We start from the raw sequence: 17,506 nt of genomic DNA on the forward strand, positions 1-17,506 counted from the left end.
ACGTCACTGTTCAGTTTGAGTCAATCGTGTATTTCGAGGTGGAATCCTGTTTTTAACGAAGTTTCTCACGTAATCCTTGATTTAGAGCGGTTATGGCTTTTTATCCTGATTTTAACCTGGGTGTTTAAGTGACAGGTTCGATTGACGAATATGAACACTGGTGTTCATTATGTTGCTTGAGTGTTTTATCGTGGGCTACCACGGCCAGGTTGCGACTGTTCTCGCCAGGAATAACAACAATGCCCCTCAAGCAAGGCCTTATCGACGTACACCATCACATCATTCCCCCCGCGTTCCGCGATGCCATCCACGAGCGGGGCATGGAGCGCCACGCCGGTGCGCTCCTGCCCGGATGGACGCCCGAACAGTCGATCGATGTCATGGACATGAATGGTATCCAGCGTGCCATTACCTCCATCTCCACACCCGGTGTGCATCTGGGCGACGGGGTGGAGCAGGCGCGGCAGCTGGCGCGGGACTGCAACGAATACGCGGCGAAGATGCGCGATGATTTCCCGGAGCGCTTCGGCAACTTTGCGGTGCTGCCCATGCCGTTCACCGAAGCCGCTTGTGGCGAAGCGATCTATGCGCTGGACGTGCTCAAGGCCGAGGGCATCGTGCTATTCGGCAGCACCGATGGGGTGTTTCTGGGCGACCCGCGTCTTGACGAGCTGATGAGTGAGCTGGATCGTCGCGGCACGGTAGTGTTCGTTCACCCCAACCTGCACAGGAGCAGTGAGCAACTGGGTTTCAAGACCCCCGGTTTCCTGATCGAGTTTCTCTGCGATACCACTCGCGGGGCGGTCAATCTGATCCTGACCGGGACAATGGAAAAATACCCTCGTATTCGCTGGATCCTTGCCCACGGCGGTGGCTTCCTTCCCTATGTCGCCTGGCGTGTTTCCCTGGCCAACGCCATGCCGCAATTTCAGCAGCTGGCTCCCCAGGGCATTCTCACCTACATCCGCCGTTTCTACTTCGATACAGCGCTGTCGCCGTCGCGTCACTCGATGGCCGCGCTCAAGGAGCTGGTCGAGCCCGATCACATTCTCTTTGGCAGCGATTTTCCGTTTGCCCCGGCTCCCGCCACCAGCCTGCAATGCCAGACCCTGGAAGCAAACACCCTGTGGTCCGCCGACGAGCATTACGGAATCAATCGTGGGCATGCGCTGCGTCTGTTTCCCCAATACCGGCAGCCGGGGGAAGTCGTGCAGGCAGCGCCCATCTATGCTGGCGAATCTTTTTCCAGCCGGCTCAAACGCCGCCTGACCAGGCCGGTTGGCGCGTTGGCCGAGCGCATGCGTAATCGTTGACGGCGGCGCTTGGGGTCAGTCAACCATCCTGATAACCAGCCGAGTGCCGAGGTCGGCGCGCTTACTCGTCAGCCCGCGGCAAAGGCTGGGTGGCGAGTCTTCGGGCCTTGGCCGGGGTGGCGCCCAGGGCTTTAAGCACCATCTCGGCGACTTTCTCATCATGTTGCTCGACTGCACGGCCCTCGATCGCACTGCGCATGCCTCCTGTGGCACAGGCAATGACCAGGTCCAGGGCCACGCTTTCGTCGGCAAATGACAGGTGCCCCTGTTCTGCGCCACTGCGAAGATCCGCCTGGACGTGCATCGCGAGCTTTGAGCGCAGACCTTTATCAAAGTGCACGATCCGCACCAGCGCACTGGCCCAGTCCGGGTCGGCAATCGCGCGCAGGATAAACATGCGCACACCGATCGCAACGCGCTGGGCGCCGTTATCAATACCCGCGCTCAAGCGGGAAATGTCTTCGGAGAACTCGCTGGCCATGGCGATCCCCACGGCCTCCGCGACCTCTTCGCGGGTACGGAAGTAGTTATAGATGGTGCCGGTGGATACCTGCGCTTCTTCAGCCAGTTCCAGCAGGCCCGTTTCAAGCACGTCCTTGCGGGCGAATACCCGCAGCGCGGCATCCAGCAGGCCCTGGCGCGTGCGCTCCTTTTTCTTGTGGCCTCGGGTCAGGGGGGCCAGGGTATCGGTGGACTGTTCTGCGTCGGCTTTTTTGCTCATTGGAATGCCTGGAGATTTATTGCGCGGCTGGATGAAAGATCAGTGATAGTAATCAGATTACCGTCAATATTGCTGATCTTTTCAATTACCCAGCAGGGCCATGCAGGCTTTTGCCAGGTCATTTGCCTGGCCCGCTGCGCCGCTATGCATCACGATCCGGTCGGGGCGAACGATCAGCAGCGAATGAGCCGGCAGGCATTTCAGCAGCTCGCCGCTCAAGTCCTCGACCCAATGAGTGTCTGAATGACCCCGTTGGCCACGCTGGACGATCTGCAGATACCCGCCACCATGAGCCTGCCATTGTTCATGGGTGGCGGGTTCAAGTTGTTGGCGCGGGTCGGTGCCGAAACCGATCAGGGTCATTTGATCGCCCAGTACATCGTCACTCAAGACGATTCCGTGGCGCGAATCGCGTACCAGGCATTGGCTCAACAGGCCGCCGACAGGAAGGGACTTCGTCCTGCGCTGTTGGCTGAACAGTCCCTTCCTGAAACGGTTCTTCGGTTTGATGTCCAGCTCTTCGAACAGCCGGCGTGTGGGCGGGAACAGCGTCAGTGATTTCATCACCCCATGGATCAACAAGGCGACCAGGGCATTGCGCGGCATCACCGCACGCCCCATCAGTTTCGCCAGATCGATCATCTCCTTGGCATGGGGACGGCGTTCCTGATCATAGCTGTCGAGTATGCCGGGGGCTGCGCGGTTGTCGAGAACCCAGGCCAGTTTCCAGGCCAGGTTGCACGCGTCCCTCAGCCCGGCCACCAATCCCTGGCCGACAAAGGGCGGCGTAATGTGCGCCGCGTCGCCAATCAGAAATACCCGATCCTTTTGAAAACTTTCACAGCATCGCGCGTGGAAGCGGTACACCGCCGTGCGTTCGATACTCAAGTCGGCAGCCTTTACCCAGGGGGCCAACAGCTGCGCGATGCGATGCGGCTGCTCCATTTCCTCTCGCGTTTCCCCGGGCTGCAGCATGAACTCCCAGCGTTCCCGGCCGCCGGGCGCGGGCATGTGAGGGGTAGGGCGACGATGATCACAAAGAAACTCGACATGGTCGATCGCCTGCTCTTCGCGGCCATTGGCATCCACGATCAACCAGTCTTCGGCATAGGTCTGCCCGCTGAAATCCTGGCCAATCAGGTTGCGTACCCGTGACCCCGCACCGTCTGCGCCGATCAGGTATCTGGCGTTGACGGTAAATGTCTGGCCATCCTGATCCAGCACAAAGGCTTCCACGTGCTCGCCATGCTGCTGGACATCGAGCAACTCGTAACCCGTGCACGTGGTGATGCCGGGGTATTGCAGCAACCGGCTGCGCAACGCGTTTTCCAGGTCGGGTTGGTAAAAGGTCACCAGTTTGGGATGGCCGTCGATGCAGCCGCTGGTATTGGCGCGGCTGAACTGGCCCACCAGTGGACAGTGCATTTTGACTTCGGGAATAACCTGTTTATCGAAGGCGTCTTCAGGCAGGCCGATCAACTGCAGCATGCGCAAGGCTTCGTTATCCAGGGCAATAGCTCGTGGCATACGCAGTATCTCGTGCTGCCTGTCGATCACCAGGGCATTGACCTGATAACGCCCGAGCAGGGCCGCCAGCGCAGCACCCACCGGACCGAAGCCGACAATCAGTACGTCAGTCGAGATTGGCAGCGGGGTATTTTTATTGTTGTTTTCCATGGGAGACCGTGTGATTTCAGCGTCGTTGTGCGAGTTGCCACGATGGGCTCGTCAATTTCATGGGACAATATTCAATATTGAATAATAATTCAATATTGGATTTATTCTCATAAAATTGCGAGTGCGTGGGTTGCCCACGACCACACTGATCGGCACGGTGCCAAGGGTGTCTGTTCTTGCGGCTTTTGCATCGGTGCAGGGTTAGCACCAGGAATGTCAGGGGAGGGCTTCGCCGATGATCACCATCGGGCTTCGAGGCTTCCAGGCGGGCAGCGGATACCCGCCTGGAAAACCCCGGCTCGATCCTCAGATGCCGCCCAGGCACATGTATTTGATTTCCAGATAGTCTTCGATCCCGTACCTGGAGCCTTCACGACCCAGCCCGGAAGATTTCATGCCGCCGAAAGGTGCTGTTTCGGTGGAAATGATGCCGGTGTTGACCCCGATGATTCCGTACTCCAGGGCTTCGGCCACACGGAACACCCGGGACAGGTCGCGGGCGAAGAAATAGGCCGCCAGGCCGAATTCGGTGTCGTTGGCCTGGGCCACCACGTCCGCTTCGTCGCTGAAGCGGAACAACGGGGCCAGTGGGCCAAAGGTTTCTTCCCGGGCAACCAGGGCGTCCCTGGGGACGTCCACCAGAATGGTCGGTTCGAAGTAGGTGCCACCGAGCGCGTGGGGTTGGCCGCCGGCAACTATCCGGGCGCCTTTGCCGACGGCGTCGGCGATGTGTTCCTGGACTTTCAGGACCGCGTTTTCATCAATCAGCGGGCCGGTGGTCGTGCCTTCATCCAGGCCATTGCCCAGGCGCAGCCTGGCGACGGCGGCCTTCAGCTTGTCGGCGAACTCGTCGTAGACGCTGTCGTGGATATACAGGCGGTTGGCGCAGACGCAGGTCTGGCCGGCATTGCGGTATTTGGACATCAGGGCGCCTTCGACAGCGGCATCCAGGTCGGCGTCTTCGAACACGATAAACGGTGAGTTGCCACCGAGTTCGAGAGACACTTTCTTGATGTCCCTGGCGCATTCGGCCATCAATTGGCGGCCGATTTCAGTCGAACCGGTGAACGACAATTTGCGCACGATCGGGTTGCCGGTCAGTTCCGCGCCAATCTGTACCGCGGAGCCGGTGACGACGCTGAGCACGCCTTCGGGAATGCCCGCACGCGTGGCCAGCTCCGCCAGCGCCAAGGCCGAAAATGGCGTCTGGCTGGCCGGCTTGATCACCATGGTGCAACCGGCGGCCAGGGCCGGGCCGACCTTGCGGGTAATCATCGCGCAAGGGAAATTCCACGGCGTGATGGCGGCTGTCACGCCAATGGGTTGTTTGATCACCAGGAGTCGTTTGTCCGGCTGATGACCCGGAATGATATCGCCATAGACGCGTTTGCCTTCTTCGGCGAACCATTCGATAAAAGAGGCGGCGTAGGCGATTTCGCCCCGTGCTTCAGCCAGCGGCTTGCCCTGTTCGAGGGTCATCAGGCGGGCGAGGTCCTCCTGGTTCGCCATGATCAACTCGAACCAGCGACGCAATACCGTCGAGCGGTCCTTGGCCGTCCGGGCGCGCCAGGCGGGCAGGGCTTTCTCGGCGGCTGCAATGGCGCGGCGGGTTTCCGCGGCGCCCATTTTCGGCACAGCGCCCAGGATCTCGCCTGTCGCCGGGTTGTTCACCTTGATCTGTTGGCCATTGTCCGCATCGCTCCAGGCACCGGCGATATAGGCTTGTTGGCGGAACAGACTGCTATCTTGCAAATTCATACAGGACTCCAGTGGGGGCAGGTAGGGGACGACTCAAACGTGCTGGCCGCCGTTGACTTCGATTTCGGCACCGTTGATGTAGGAAGCACCGCTGGTACACAGGAAGTGAATGAGCGACGCCACCTCTTCGGGCTTGCCGAGCCGGTGCATCGGGATATTGCGTTCGACGATGTCCTGGGTACCCGGGGAAAGGATCGACGTATCGATTTCCCCCGGTGCGATGGCGTTCACCCGGATGCCGTGCTGGCCGTAGTCATAGGCCATTTCCCGGGTCAAGGCGGACAAGGCGGCTTTTGACGTGGCATAGGCGACGCCGGCAAAGGGATGAACCCTGGAGCCGGCAATTGAGGTGACGTTGATGATGGTGCCTCGCGCGGCTTTCAGTTCTTCGAACAGGCCGCGGGCGAGCAGGGCGGTGGAAAACAGATTGACGTTGAAGACGCGCATCCAGGTCGCATAGTCGGTTTCCAGGACGCCCAGTCGGCCGCCTTCGGGTCCTTTCGGACTGATCCCCGCATTATCGACAAACGCATGCAGCTTGCCGTCACCCAGTTTTTCCTTGATCAAGCCGATACTGGCCTCGATGCTGCCGATGTCTTCCAGATCCAGATGGATGTGGTTTTCCTGGCCGTCCGCCCAAGGACATTCTGCTCCCCAGCTCTGGCGGGAAGCGGTGAATACACGCCAGCCCGCGGCATTGAAGTATTTGACAGTGGCGTGCCCGATGCCTCGACTGGCACCTGTCAGCAGCAACGTTTTTTTCTCGCTCATGGATCGGATCCTCGATACATCGTTGTTTTGATGCTTGATGCATCATGTTTCTAACGATGTTCGCTGTCAACCCATTCTTCCTGCCTTGCGCTCGTCTCCCGCGCCTTTCTGGTGCGCTCATTTTGCTCGGGTTTCATCACACCTGTTCTATGCACGGTGGGGTCTGCAATTGGCATGTATTGTGCTGCAATCATGAAGTATAAAACATGATGCATCATGCTTCGAGGTGTGGTTAAAATGAAAACGTGCAAACCCGAGCTGCAATTTCAGAACAACAAAAAACAGGTGAAGCCATGAATACAGCCTCTCCTTATGTCCGCTTCCGAGGCGTGCAGAAGAGCTATGACGGCGAACAGTTGGTGGTCAAGAAACTCGATCTGGATATCCAGCGCGGTGAGTTCCTCACGTTGCTCGGCCCTTCGGGGTCGGGGAAAACCACCAGCCTGATGATGCTGGCGGGTTTTGAAACGCCAACCGAGGGCGAGATCCTGCTCGATGGACAGCCACTGCATACGGTGGCGCCGCATAAGCGCGGGATCGGGATGGTGTTTCAGAATTACGCGTTGTTCCCGCACATGACCGTTGCCCGCAACCTGGCGTTTCCATTGCGGGTCAGGCGCCTGGGCAACGCCGATATCGAGCTGAAAGTGAAGCGTGCCCTGGACATGGTCCAGCTCGGGCATCTGGCTGATCGTTACCCGGCCCAGCTTTCCGGAGGGCAGCAGCAACGTATCGCGCTGGCGCGTGCGCTGGTATTCGAGCCGAGCCTGGTGCTGATGGACGAACCCCTGGGCGCCCTGGACAAACAGCTGCGTGAGCAGATGCAACTGGAGATCCGACGCTTGCATCGCCAGTTGGGTCTGACTGTGGTGTTCGTCACCCATGATCAGGCCGAGGCATTGACCTTGTCCGATCGCGTTGCGGTATTCAACGATGGCGTGATCCAGCAGATCGATACCCCGAAAGCGCTTTACGAGCACCCCGGCAATTCTTTCGTCGCCCATTTCATCGGTGAAAACAACGCGCTGCCGGGCACCGTCATTTCCGTGTCAGGGCCCGAGTGCCGGGTTCGCCTGGCCGACGGTTCCGAGGTCGGCGCCCGCGCCACGACCGCCTTGCCGGTGGGGGCATCGACTTCGTTGTCCATCCGCCCGGAACGTGTCGGGCTCGACAAGCCGTCGGCGAACAGTCTTCCCGGTCGCATCGAGGAACTGATCTACCTGGGCGATCACGTGCGGGTCAGGCTCAACGTCGCCGGGCAGAAAGAGTTCACCGCGAAAATCCCCATCGCCGAAATGCAGGACGGCTGGTCCACCGGCATTTCGCTCCCAGTCAGTTGGTTCAGTCACGACGCCAGCGCGCTTGATCCATTGGTCGTTCATTAACGTCGGTCCTTCATAAAAAAGCATTGCCCCAAAACACTGCAGAGGAGCGTTTCCATGTTCAAGAAAATAGCGGTATTGGTGCTGATGGCTGGCGTGGCGAGCCAGGTACAGGCCCAGCAACTGACAGTGGTGTCCTTCGGTGGACTCAACAAGCAGGCCCAGGAGAAGGCGTTTTACCAACCCTTCTCCAAAGCGAACAAGGTCGACATCGAGGCCGGTGAGTTCAACGGCGAAATGGCCAAGATCAAGGCCATGGTGGAAACCGGCCAGGTGGGCTGGGATGTCGTCGAAGTGGAAAGTCCCGAGTTGGTGCGCGGTTGTAGCGAAGGCCTTTTCGAACCGCTGGACTGGTCCAGGCTGGGCGATAAGAAACAGTTTGTCGATTCGGCGGTAAACGAGTGCGGAGCGGGGATTTTCATCTGGTCCACGGTACTGGCCTACGATGCGAAAAAACTGGCCAGGGCCCCCACGGGCTGGGCGGATTTCTGGGACGTGAAAACCTGGCCGGGCAAGCGCGCCCTGCGTAAATCCGCGAAGTTCACCCTGGAAATTGCCTTGCTCGCCGACGGGGTGTCGCCGGGGCAACTGTACAACGTGCTGGCGACTCCGGAAGGTGTCGACCGGGCGTTCAAGAAGCTCGATCAGATCAAGCCGAATATCCAGTGGTGGGAAGCCGGCGCGCAACCCATGCAATGGCTGGTTTCCGGTGATGTGGTCATGACCTCGGCCTACAACGGGCGGGTGACGGCGGCGCAGAAAGAAGGCCATCCGTTCTCGATCGTCTGGAATGGCAGCCTTTACGATCTGGACAGTTGGGCGATCGTCAAGGGTTCGAAGAACAAGGCCCTGGCCGAACAGTTCATTGCCTTTGCCGGTCGTCCCGAGAACCAGAAAGTGTTCGCCGAGACCATCCCCTATGGCCCGACCAACACCCTGGCCATCGCGCAGATCGACGCCAAGGTACGCCCCGATCTGCCCACCGCTCCGGAAAACCTCAAGGGTGCACGCGGTGTGGATACCGAGTTCTGGATCGAGCACGGTGAAGAGTTGGAACAACGATTCAACGCCTGGGCGGCGAACTAATCAGTATCTACCGGCTTCGGTTTTCCTGAAGCCGGTTCAGCCTCACATCTGGAGACCAGCATGTCAGAAGTCAGCCTGACGGCTATCGATCACCCCACTGAAAAGTCCTCCTCGCTCAAGCAGCGCCTGCTGCATGCCGAAAGTGCTTATCGCAAACGCTCGATTCTGTTGATCGCGCCGCTGCTGCTTTTTCTACTGATCAGCTTTGTTTTTCCCATTGGCAACATTCTCTGGAAGAGCCTGGATAATCCGGAGGTCGGCAAGGCCCTGCCGAATACGCTTCAGGCATTGCAACACTGGGATGGCAAGGGACTGCCGGAAGAGAAGGTCTTCGCCGCCTTGCTCGGTGATCTGTCCGAAGCCAGGGCCCAGGGTCAGATCCCCGGCCTGACCAAGCGGCTCGGGTATGAGGACGGCCGCTATCGGACACTGCTCTCGTTGACGTTGCGCAAGTTGCCCGATCCCGGCGCCGAGTCCATCAGCCGGGCCTTGATCGCGCAATCGACCATGTGGGCGGAGCCCGGCACCTGGCGCAGTATCCAGCGTGCGGGGCGTCCGCTGACCGCCTACTACCTGTTGGCGGCGTTCGATCGCCAGGTGGATGTGCAGACCGGCAGCATTGTCGAGTTGCCGAAAGGGCAGGCTCTGTACCTGTCGGTGCTGTTGCGCACGTTGTGGATGGCCAGCGTCGTCACGCTGTTCTGTGTGTTGCTGGGCTATCCGGTGGCGTACTGGCTGGCCAGGCAACCGAGCAGTCGCGCCAACCTGCTGCTGATTATGGTGTTGTTGCCGTTCTGGACCTCGTTGCTGGTGCGCACGGCGGGTTGGATCGTCCTGCTGCAGAACGGTGGATTGATCAATAGCTCGCTGATCGGGCTCGGTTTGATCGAGCAACCGCTGCAACTGGTGTTCAACCGGGTCGGCGTGTACATCTCGATGACCCACATTCTCCTGCCATTCGTGATCCTGCCGTTGTACGCCGTGATGAAGGGCATCTCGCCCAACTATGTGCGCGCCGCCATTTCTCTGGGCGCCCATCCCTTCAGGGCGTTCTGGTCGGTCTACGTGCCACAGACCTTTGCGGGTGTGACAGCGGGTGCGCTCCTGGTGTTCATCATGGCGATCGGTTACTACATCACGCCCGCCTTGCTGGGTGGTCCGGGCGATCAGATGCTCAGCTACTTCGTCGCCTTCTACACCAATACGACGATCAACTGGGGCATGGCGGCCGCCTTGGGCAGCCAGTTGCTGACCATCGTCCTGCTGCTCTATTGGGTGTACTCGCGCATCACTCGTCCAGCCAACCCCGCCCAGCGTGCATGAGGTGTTTGATGAACCATCATTCCACATTGATCGAGCGCCTCTGGGCGCCGGTCTTCAGCGTCTTCAGTTTCAGCCTGCTGATCTTCCTGGTGGTGCCGATCCTGGTGATCGTGCCCCTGTCTTTCAACGAGGGTTCGTTCCTCAGTTATCCGTTGAGCGGGTTTTCCCTGCGCTGGTACCAGGAGTTCCTCGGTTCCCAGGAGTGGATGCGGGCACTGCGCAACAGCCTGGTGATCGCGCCGGCCGCGACCTTGCTGGCGACCGCACTGGGAACCCTGGCGGCGGTCGGCCTGGCGCGTGGGGAGTTTCGCGGCAAGGGCCTGATCATGGCGATTCTGATTTCGCCGATGATCGCGCCCGTGGTGATCATCGCTGTCGCGCTGTATTTCTTTTTTGCCCAACTGAACCTGCTCAACAGCTACCTGGGATTGGTGCTGGCCCATGCCGCGCTTGGCGTGCCGTTTGTGGTGATAACGGTCGCGGCCACATTGCAGGGCTATGACCGCAATTTCTCACGTGCCGCGGCAAGCCTGGGGGCGCCCCCGTTCATGGCGTTTCGCAAGGTGATGCTGCCGCTGATCGCGCCCGGGGTGATCAGTGGCGCCCTGTTCGCGTTCGCCACATCCTTCGATGAGGTGGTGGTCACGCTGTTCCTGGCCAGCCCCGCGCAGCGCACCCTGCCGATGCAGATGTTCGGCGGCATTCGCGAGAACCTCAATCCGACGATTGCGGCGGCCGCGACCCTGATGGTGGCGGCTTCCGCGATCCTGCTGTTGCTGATGGAGTGGCTGCGTCGACGTAATGAAAGGCTGCGCGGGAGCAGTGCCCTCTGAGTCGTTGCTATCGCTGAATGGCAGCCACAAAAAAAGGCCTGGTTCATACCAGGCCTTTTTTGTTGCCTCTTGCTATCAGCCGTTGACCCATTTGCGGGTATCGTCCAGGGCCATGCCGAATCGATCGAGCAGTGAGCGGACTTCGTTTTCCGAAATGATCAGGGGAGGGCAGAAGGCGATGGCATCGCCCATATTGCGGGTGATCATGCCATGCTCCTGGGCGCGTCCCGCGAGGAAGCGTCCGAGGGTTCCTGGCGCTTCCAGAGGGGCCTTGGTGGCACGATCGGCAACCAACTCGACAGCGGCGATCAGGCCGGCGCCACGTACTTCACCGACCAGCGGGTGATCGCTGAAGTCCTGCAGGCCACGACGGAGGATTTCGCCCATGTGCGCAGCGTGGGCGACGAGGTTTTCCTCATCGATGATCTTCAGGTTTTCCAGCGCGACAGCGGCCGCGACCGGGTGGCCGCCGCCGGTAAAGCCGTGACCCAGGGCGCCGAATGCCTTGGTCTGGTCGGCGATGCCCTGGTACACCCGATCATTGATCAGAATGGCCGAGATCGGTTGATAGGACGAAGAGAGCTGTTTGGACAGGATCATGATGTCCGGGTTGATGTCGTAGGTCTGGCTGCCGAACATGTTCCCGGTACGACCAAAACCGCAGATCACCTCGTCCGCGACAACCAGGATGTCGTGCTTGCGGCACACCTTCTGGATTTTCTCCCAGTAGGTACGCGGCGGCACGATCACACCGCCCGCGCCCATCAACGGCTCGCCGACGAACGCGGCAATGGTCTCCGGGCCTTCGTGGACGATCAAGGCATCGAGTTCGGCCGCCAGGCGATCGGCAAACTGTTCTTCGGTTTCACCTGGCAGGGCGTTGCGGTAATGGTGTGGGTTGCCCACATGCAGGAAGCCGGGGAGCGGCACATCGAAGCCGCGCTGGTTGGCCGACAGGCCGGTCAGGCTGGCGCTGGCCAGGGTGATGCCGTGATAGCCGCCGATGCGGCTGATGAACTTCTTGCGCGCCGGCTTGCCCTGGGCATTGTTGAGATACCAGACCAGCTTGATCACGGTGTCGTTGGCTTCCGAGCCGGAGTTGGTGAAGAACACCTTGCTCATGGGCACCGGTGCCATGTCGATCAGTTTCTCGGCCAGCTGGATGCTCGGCGAATGCGATTTGTGGCCGAACAGGTGGTAGAACGGCAGTGTCGACATCTGCTTTTCGGCAGCGGCGACCAGGCGCTTGTTGCTGAACCCCAGCGCCGCGCTCCAAAGCCCCGCCATGGCCTCGATGTAAGGCTTGCCGTCCTCGTCAAAGACGAAAACCCCTTCACCCCGTTCAATGATCAGTGGGCCGACTTCCTGGTGGGCCCTGGCATTGGTGTAGGGGTGCAGGTGGTGGAGCATATCTTTCTGGGCCAAGGTGGAGCGTGTCTTGTTCATGGTCTTCTCGCTGGTTGGGGGAACGACACATGAATCATAATGCATGATGCATCATGTTGTGTAGCTGGTTTTTTCTCCGTGAAACCGCGATGATGTGGCCTGCTGCGGTCAGGTTGTCCCCAACCTGCCAAATAGAGCCTTCCTTCACTCGGATCTGATATGAGCTATCCAATCGGCGAAATTAAACACGCGTATCTAGGCACCAGCGTTTATTCCTCGCTGCGAGAAGCCTTGGTCACCGGCAGGCTCAAACCAGACGACAAACTGCGGATTCGCGACCTGGCTACCCAGCTGGGTACCAGCGTTACACCTGTGCGCGACGCCATCCTGCAACTCGCCAAGGAACAGGCGCTGGTCATGCGGACCCCGAAAGACATCCGCGTGCCTTCCCTGACTCGCCAGCAATACCTGGAAATCCGTTTGGTACGCCTGGCCCTGGAAGGGTTGGCCGCCGAATCGGCTGCCGCGATGGTGACCGATGAAGACCTGCAGCGGATCGAAGACAACATCCGGGCAAATGTCGACGCCATCCAGCGCGAGGACATGGCCGAGGCGCTGAAGCTCAACCAGGCGTTTCACTTCTTCTTTGCCGACATCGCCCAGATGCCGCTGCTGCGTGGCTTTCTCGACAGCCTGTGGATGCGCACGGGCCCGCTGCTGGCCCTGGCCTACGACCACTTTTCGGAGCGGGTCGCGATCGAACACCACTGGGAGGTGCTGGCGGCGCTCAAGGCGCGCAATGGAGCTGCCGCCAGGCAGGCCATTTGCACGGATATTCTCGACGGCAACGAGATGATGCTCGAATTTATCGAGTCGCAGGTGTGAGGCGAAAAGGTTGTGAACCGCTACCGAGGGCGGCTTTAGGACCGTAGGCCGGGCACCAAGTCGTCACGGCTGCTGCCGCCATTTCCGGTGGCAGGCCGTTTCCATTCGTAGCATCCCCCCGATAACGCCCACCCTCCAGCCGTCCCCGCCAAAACCACTTCCCATAATGTGGCATCCGGTAACGACTCGCACCGTCCGGGTGCGATTGTTGGTCCGAAAATCGGCATTTTCCAGACAATAAAATTCAAACGAAGACGATAAATCGTATCGTGGCACGGTATTAGCTTACTGGTTAAATCATGATTGTTGAACAATCGTGAATTCCATCTGGCTGTACCCACCGAGGATACGAACATGCAAAAAGCACTGACCGGCAAGAAAACCACGCGCCACCTGGTGGGGGCGCTGGCCCTGGCTTGCGTGGCCCCGCTGCTGTCCGCGGCGGAAATCAAGGGCACGCTCAAGCAGGGCGAGCTGTCGGTCGGTTCCGACCTGACCTATCCGCCCTATACCTACCTCGAGCAAAAGCAGCCCGCCGGTTTCGACCCCGAGTTCATGCAGTTGATAGGCAAGCAACTGGGGCTGACGCCGCGCTTTCTCGACACTCGTTTTGCCAACCTGATTCTCGGCGTCAATGCCCAGCGTTTCGACGTGGTCGCCTCGGCGTTGTATGTCACCCCGGAACGCGCCAAGCAGGTGGATTTTCTCAGCTACCTGAAGACCGGTTCTTCACTGATGGTGCTCACTTCCAGCGACTTGCGCCCGCAACGTCCGGAAGATCTCTGCGGCAAGCGCGTGGGCTCGATCAAGGGCGCGTCCTGGGTGCCCAAGCTCGCCAAGGTTTCCGCCGAGTACTGCCTGCCCGCGGGCAAGCCGGCGATCGACTCGCGTGAATTCCCGACCTCGCCGGAAGTGGCCCAGGCCCTGTTGGCCAAAGCGGTCGACGTGCAGATGGAAGACCCCGCGGTCGCCAAGATCACCGTGCAGAAGCTGCAGGGCAAAACGCTGATCAGCTCCAGCGAACTGATCTATCCGGTGGTCATCGGCCTGGCCGTGCGCAAGGACAACCCGGCACTGCTGCAAGAGCTGACCACGGCACTCGCGCAGATCAAGCAGAACGGCAGCTACGGTCAGTTGCTGGCCCGTTACAACCTGGACGAACCGACTGCCGGGGAAATCAGCGCGGCGCTGGGTACCACTGCGCCTTGAGACAGTGCGCCGAGCGCAAACGGTAGCGGATTCATCGATGCTTTCCAGCTTGTGGAAAGCTCACGGTAACGCGGAGTAAGTACATGCAATTCGATTGGCACTACACCTTGGGTCTGTTGTGGAGCGGTGACTTCTGGCGCGCGGTAGCGACGGTGGTCGAGCTGAGTCTGGAAACCTGGCTGCTGGGTATCGTCCTCGGCTTCTTCCTCGCCCTGGCGCGACAGTCACAACGACGTTTGCTGCGGGATGCGGCCGGCCTGTACATCTGGTTTTTCCGCAGCTTGCCGCTGCTGGTCCTGCTGATCTTCGTCTACAACCTGCCCCAGGTGTTCCCGTCCACCAGCGTGCTGCTGTCCAACCCGTATTCGGCGGGCCTGATCGCCCTGGTCCTCAGTGAGGCGGCGTATATCGCGGAGATCCATCGCGGTGGCCTGCTGGCCGTGGCCAAGGGGCAACTGGAGGCGGGCAAGGCCCTGGGCGTCGGCTATCGTGGTGTACAGCGCCTGATCGTGGTGCCCCAGGCATTGCGTGTTGCCCTGCCGACCCTGGCCAACGAGTACATCACCATCGTCAAGCTGACGTCGTTGGTCTCGGTGATTTCGTTATCGGAAATCCTCCTGGTGGGGCAACAGCTCTATACCCAGAACTTCCTGGTGATGGAGACCATGTTCGCCGTGGCCTTCTACTACGTGCTGATCGTCACGGTGTTCAGTCGCCTGCTGCGGGTACTGGAAAACCATCTGGACGTGACCCGGCGCAAACCGAAGGGCATCGCCGCCGCCGAACTCGGGCAGGTGGCGACGAGCCGTGCTGCCGGCCAGGCCGAGCGGGGCGAGTTTGCCCTGGAGGCGCGGGGGGTACGCAAGTCCTATGGCGAGCTGGAGGTGCTCAAGGGCGTCGAGCTGAAGGTACGTTGGGGCGAGGTGGTGTCGATCATCGGGCCGTCGGGCTCGGGCAAGACCACGTTGATCCGCACCATGAACGGTCTGGAAAGCCTGGACCGTGGCGAGATCGTCCTGCAGGGCCAGCCCTTCCTGCGGGGTACCAAGGAGGCGGAGGGTGCGTTGGGTGACAAGGTGCATATGCGCGGTATCGTGCATGTCGGCATGGTCTTTCAGGGGTTCAACCTGTTCCCGCACAAGACCGCGCTGGAGAACGTCATGCTCGCGCCGGTCTATCACGCCCATGGTGGCGGCGATGAGTTGCGCCTGTTGAGCCTGGCGTTGTTGCGCAAGGTGGGCATGCTCGAACATGCCGGCAAGTACCCGCACCAGCTTTCCGGTGGGCAGCAGCAGCGCGTGGCGATTGCCCGGGCATTGGCCATGCGACCTTCGGTCATGCTGTTCGACGAGCCGACGTCGGCCCTGGACCCCGAGCTGGTGGGCGATGTCCTGGCAGTGATCGAGGACCTGGCCCGCGAAGGCATGACGATGGTGATCGTGACCCATGAAATGAACTTCGCCTTCAAACTCTCGGACCGGGTGGTGTTCATGGAAGGCGGCGAGATCATCCAGAACGCCGCACCGCGGGAAATGCTGGAACAGCGCAGCGAACGCATGACCAAGTTCCTCAAAGACGTACAACTGGCGTGAGCCGAGGGAGTGCAACCGTGAGTCAATCCAAGGAAAAAAGCCTGTCGCTACCGGACCAGGTCGCCATCGAGCTGCGTGAAGACATCATCGGCGGGCGTCTGCTGCCGGGCATGCCGCTGGTGGAAAGCGAGCTGGTCAATGCCTACAACGCCTCGCGCAACACGGTACGCGAGGCCCTGCACCAGTTGGGCCGCGAGGGCCTGACCAGTTATGTGCGCAACAAGGGCGTGATGGTGCGCCGGCTGGGTGTCGATGAAGTGCGCGACATTTTCAAGGTGCGCCGCACCCTCGAATTGCAGGCCATCGCCATGAGCAAGCCGCTGCGCGAGTACCAGTCCGACCTGATGCTCGAAGCCATCGAGGCGGCGCAACTGGCACAGGACCGTGAGAACTGGCAGGCCTTCGGTACCCACAGCCTGCGTTTTCACCAACATATCGTCGGGCTGATGCGCAGCCCGCTGTTCGACGAATTCTTCACCCATGTGGCGGCGCAGATGCGCCTGGTGTTTTCCAACGCGCCCAGCGAGGAAACCTTCCAGAAACCCTGGCTGGAACGTGACCGGCACATTCACGACCTGCTGGGCGATGGCCGCAAGAAGGAAGCCGAAGAAGCCATGAGCAGCTACCTCAACGACTCCGAACTGGTGCTGCTGGACATCCTCAGCAGCATCCCCAAACACTGAAGAGAGGAACCACCATGTACAAGGATTATCCAGCGGCCTATCAGGTCAGCAAAGGCGCCGCCCTGCAGGTCGACAAAGCCTTTTATGAACGTGTGCGGGACAGCCGGGAAGGGCGCAAGCTGGTCGAGCAATTCGAAGTGCCGATTCGCACCGGCCGCGCCTGGAAGGTCAAGGCCGGTCAGGTGTTTCGCGTGACGACCCCGGTCGGCCCACAGGTCGGCGACTTCAACGTGTGGAACGCCAACGATCCCCGTGAACGCATGTGGGCCGCCCGTACCCGCCAACTGCAGGGCGCCCACGTCACCACCCATGACCGCCTGTGGTCGAACCTGCCGTTCCTGCGGCCGATGGTCACCATCACCGATGACAGCCTGGCCGACTACGGCATCGACGAACATGGTGGCCGCCTCCACGACCTGCTGGGCACCCGCTGCGATCCCTACGTCAACAAGATGCTCACCGGCGAGGACTTCCATCATCACTGTCACTCCAACCTGACCCGCGCCGTGCTGCCCCATGGCCTGACCGAGTTCGACGTGCACGATGTGCTGAATATCTTCCAGTGCACCGGCCTCAATCACGATGACATGTACTTCATGAAAGCCTGCCCGGCGAAGCAGGGCGACTACCTGGAGTTCTTCGCCGAAATCGATCTGCTGTGCGCGCTGTCCACCTGCCCGGGTGGCGACCTGTCGTTGCCGATGTGGGGTCCCGATGCCGAAGACCCGCTAAAGGTCTGCCGCCCGCTGGGCGTGGAAATCTACAGTCTCGACGAGTCGCTGCTGGAAGGCTGGAAGCAGCCTGAACGCGCCAGCTACAACGGCAACCATGGCCTGCTGATCCCCAAGGCCGAGTGGGAAAAGTAACGGCAGGGCACCTCTCCACCC

General features: G+C 60.3%; 15 protein-coding genes. 10 read left to right on the forward strand and 5 right to left on the reverse strand.

Features of this window, described 5'->3' with window-relative positions; genetic code table 11:
- Nucleotides 1-239: 239 nt before the first annotated feature.
- On the forward strand, nucleotides 240-1,313 hold the full coding sequence (locus HX851_RS13640) for an amidohydrolase family protein (protein ID WP_177065687.1): 1,074 nt from the start codon (nucleotides 240-242) through the stop codon (nucleotides 1,311-1,313).
- Nucleotides 1,314-1,374: 61 nt separating this feature from the next.
- Here the strand turns inward: HX851_RS13640 and HX851_RS13645 are convergent, their stop codons facing one another.
- The 4 genes from HX851_RS13645 to HX851_RS13660 all read right to left on the reverse strand — a co-directional run bounded on the left by HX851_RS13645 (nucleotide 1,375) and on the right by HX851_RS13660 (nucleotide 6,240).
- Nucleotides 1,375-2,034 carry a TetR/AcrR family transcriptional regulator gene (locus HX851_RS13645; RefSeq protein ID WP_177065688.1) on the reverse strand — a complete coding sequence of 220 codons (660 nt, stop codon included), beginning with the start codon at nucleotides 2,032-2,034 and terminating at the stop codon, nucleotides 1,375-1,377.
- A gap of 81 nt (nucleotides 2,035-2,115) precedes the next feature.
- Nucleotides 2,116-3,711, reverse strand: a complete 1,596-nt coding sequence (gene mhpA / locus HX851_RS13650; protein WP_177065689.1) for a bifunctional 3-(3-hydroxy-phenyl)propionate/3-hydroxycinnamic acid hydroxylase MhpA — start codon at nucleotides 3,709-3,711, stop codon at nucleotides 2,116-2,118.
- A gap of 306 nt (nucleotides 3,712-4,017) precedes the next feature.
- On the reverse strand, nucleotides 4,018-5,469 hold the full coding sequence (gene gabD, locus HX851_RS13655; protein WP_177065691.1) for an NADP-dependent succinate-semialdehyde dehydrogenase: 1,452 nt from the start codon (nucleotides 5,467-5,469) through the stop codon (nucleotides 4,018-4,020).
- A 33-nt stretch (nucleotides 5,470-5,502) separates the two neighbouring features.
- On the reverse strand, nucleotides 5,503-6,240 hold the full coding sequence (locus HX851_RS13660) for an SDR family NAD(P)-dependent oxidoreductase (protein WP_177065693.1): 738 nt from the start codon (nucleotides 6,238-6,240) through the stop codon (nucleotides 5,503-5,505).
- A 293-nt stretch (nucleotides 6,241-6,533) separates the two neighbouring features.
- On the opposite strand from HX851_RS13660, the gene HX851_RS13665 reads away from it, so the two are divergent.
- The 4 genes from HX851_RS13665 to HX851_RS13680 are packed head-to-tail and all read left to right on the forward strand — an operon-like array spanning nucleotide 6,534 to nucleotide 10,864.
- Nucleotides 6,534-7,625: an ABC transporter ATP-binding protein gene (locus tag HX851_RS13665; protein WP_177059937.1), complete on the forward strand. Its 1,092-nt coding sequence runs from the start codon at nucleotides 6,534-6,536 to the stop codon at nucleotides 7,623-7,625.
- A 54-nt stretch (nucleotides 7,626-7,679) separates the two neighbouring features.
- A complete protein-coding gene (locus tag HX851_RS13670) occupies nucleotides 7,680-8,708 on the forward strand; it encodes an ABC transporter substrate-binding protein (protein WP_017128135.1) in 1,029 nt (342 codons plus the stop codon).
- Nucleotides 8,709-8,768: 60 nt separating this feature from the next.
- Nucleotides 8,769-10,031, forward strand: a complete 1,263-nt coding sequence (locus HX851_RS13675) for an ABC transporter permease (RefSeq protein ID WP_177065695.1) — start codon at nucleotides 8,769-8,771, stop codon at nucleotides 10,029-10,031.
- 5 nt (nucleotides 10,032-10,036) lie between these two features.
- Nucleotides 10,037-10,864: an ABC transporter permease gene (locus HX851_RS13680; protein WP_256262475.1), complete on the forward strand. Its 828-nt coding sequence runs from the start codon at nucleotides 10,037-10,039 to the stop codon at nucleotides 10,862-10,864.
- A gap of 75 nt (nucleotides 10,865-10,939) precedes the next feature.
- Here HX851_RS13680 and HX851_RS13685 read toward each other — a convergent pair whose 3' ends face one another.
- On the reverse strand, nucleotides 10,940-12,310 hold the full coding sequence (locus tag HX851_RS13685; RefSeq protein WP_177065697.1) for an aspartate aminotransferase family protein: 1,371 nt from the start codon (nucleotides 12,308-12,310) through the stop codon (nucleotides 10,940-10,942).
- A gap of 159 nt (nucleotides 12,311-12,469) precedes the next feature.
- Here HX851_RS13685 and HX851_RS13690 point away from each other — a divergent pair, with 159 nt between their 5' ends.
- From HX851_RS13690 to HX851_RS13710, 5 genes are all read left to right on the forward strand, one after another.
- Nucleotides 12,470-13,135 (forward strand): GntR family transcriptional regulator, encoded by a 666-nt coding sequence (locus HX851_RS13690; protein ID WP_177065699.1) that lies wholly within the window; start codon nucleotides 12,470-12,472, stop codon nucleotides 13,133-13,135.
- Between the two features lie 354 nt (nucleotides 13,136-13,489).
- On the forward strand, nucleotides 13,490-14,344 hold the full coding sequence (locus HX851_RS13695) for an ABC transporter substrate-binding protein (protein WP_177059930.1): 855 nt from the start codon (nucleotides 13,490-13,492) through the stop codon (nucleotides 14,342-14,344).
- A gap of 83 nt (nucleotides 14,345-14,427) precedes the next feature.
- Nucleotides 14,428-15,936, forward strand: a complete 1,509-nt coding sequence (locus tag HX851_RS45295; RefSeq protein ID WP_177059929.1) for an amino acid ABC transporter permease/ATP-binding protein — start codon at nucleotides 14,428-14,430, stop codon at nucleotides 15,934-15,936.
- A 17-nt stretch (nucleotides 15,937-15,953) separates the two neighbouring features.
- Nucleotides 15,954-16,619 (forward strand): GntR family transcriptional regulator, encoded by a 666-nt coding sequence (locus HX851_RS13705; protein ID WP_017128142.1) that lies wholly within the window; start codon nucleotides 15,954-15,956, stop codon nucleotides 16,617-16,619.
- A 14-nt stretch (nucleotides 16,620-16,633) separates the two neighbouring features.
- Nucleotides 16,634-17,485 carry an urea carboxylase-associated family protein gene (locus tag HX851_RS13710; protein ID WP_177065700.1) on the forward strand — a complete coding sequence of 284 codons (852 nt, stop codon included), beginning with the start codon at nucleotides 16,634-16,636 and terminating at the stop codon, nucleotides 17,483-17,485.
- Nucleotides 17,486-17,506 lie beyond the last annotated feature (21 nt).

The organism is Pseudomonas gingeri (assembly GCF_013385635.1).
Classification (GTDB): Bacteria; Pseudomonadota; Gammaproteobacteria; order Pseudomonadales; family Pseudomonadaceae; genus Aquipseudomonas; species Aquipseudomonas gingeri_A.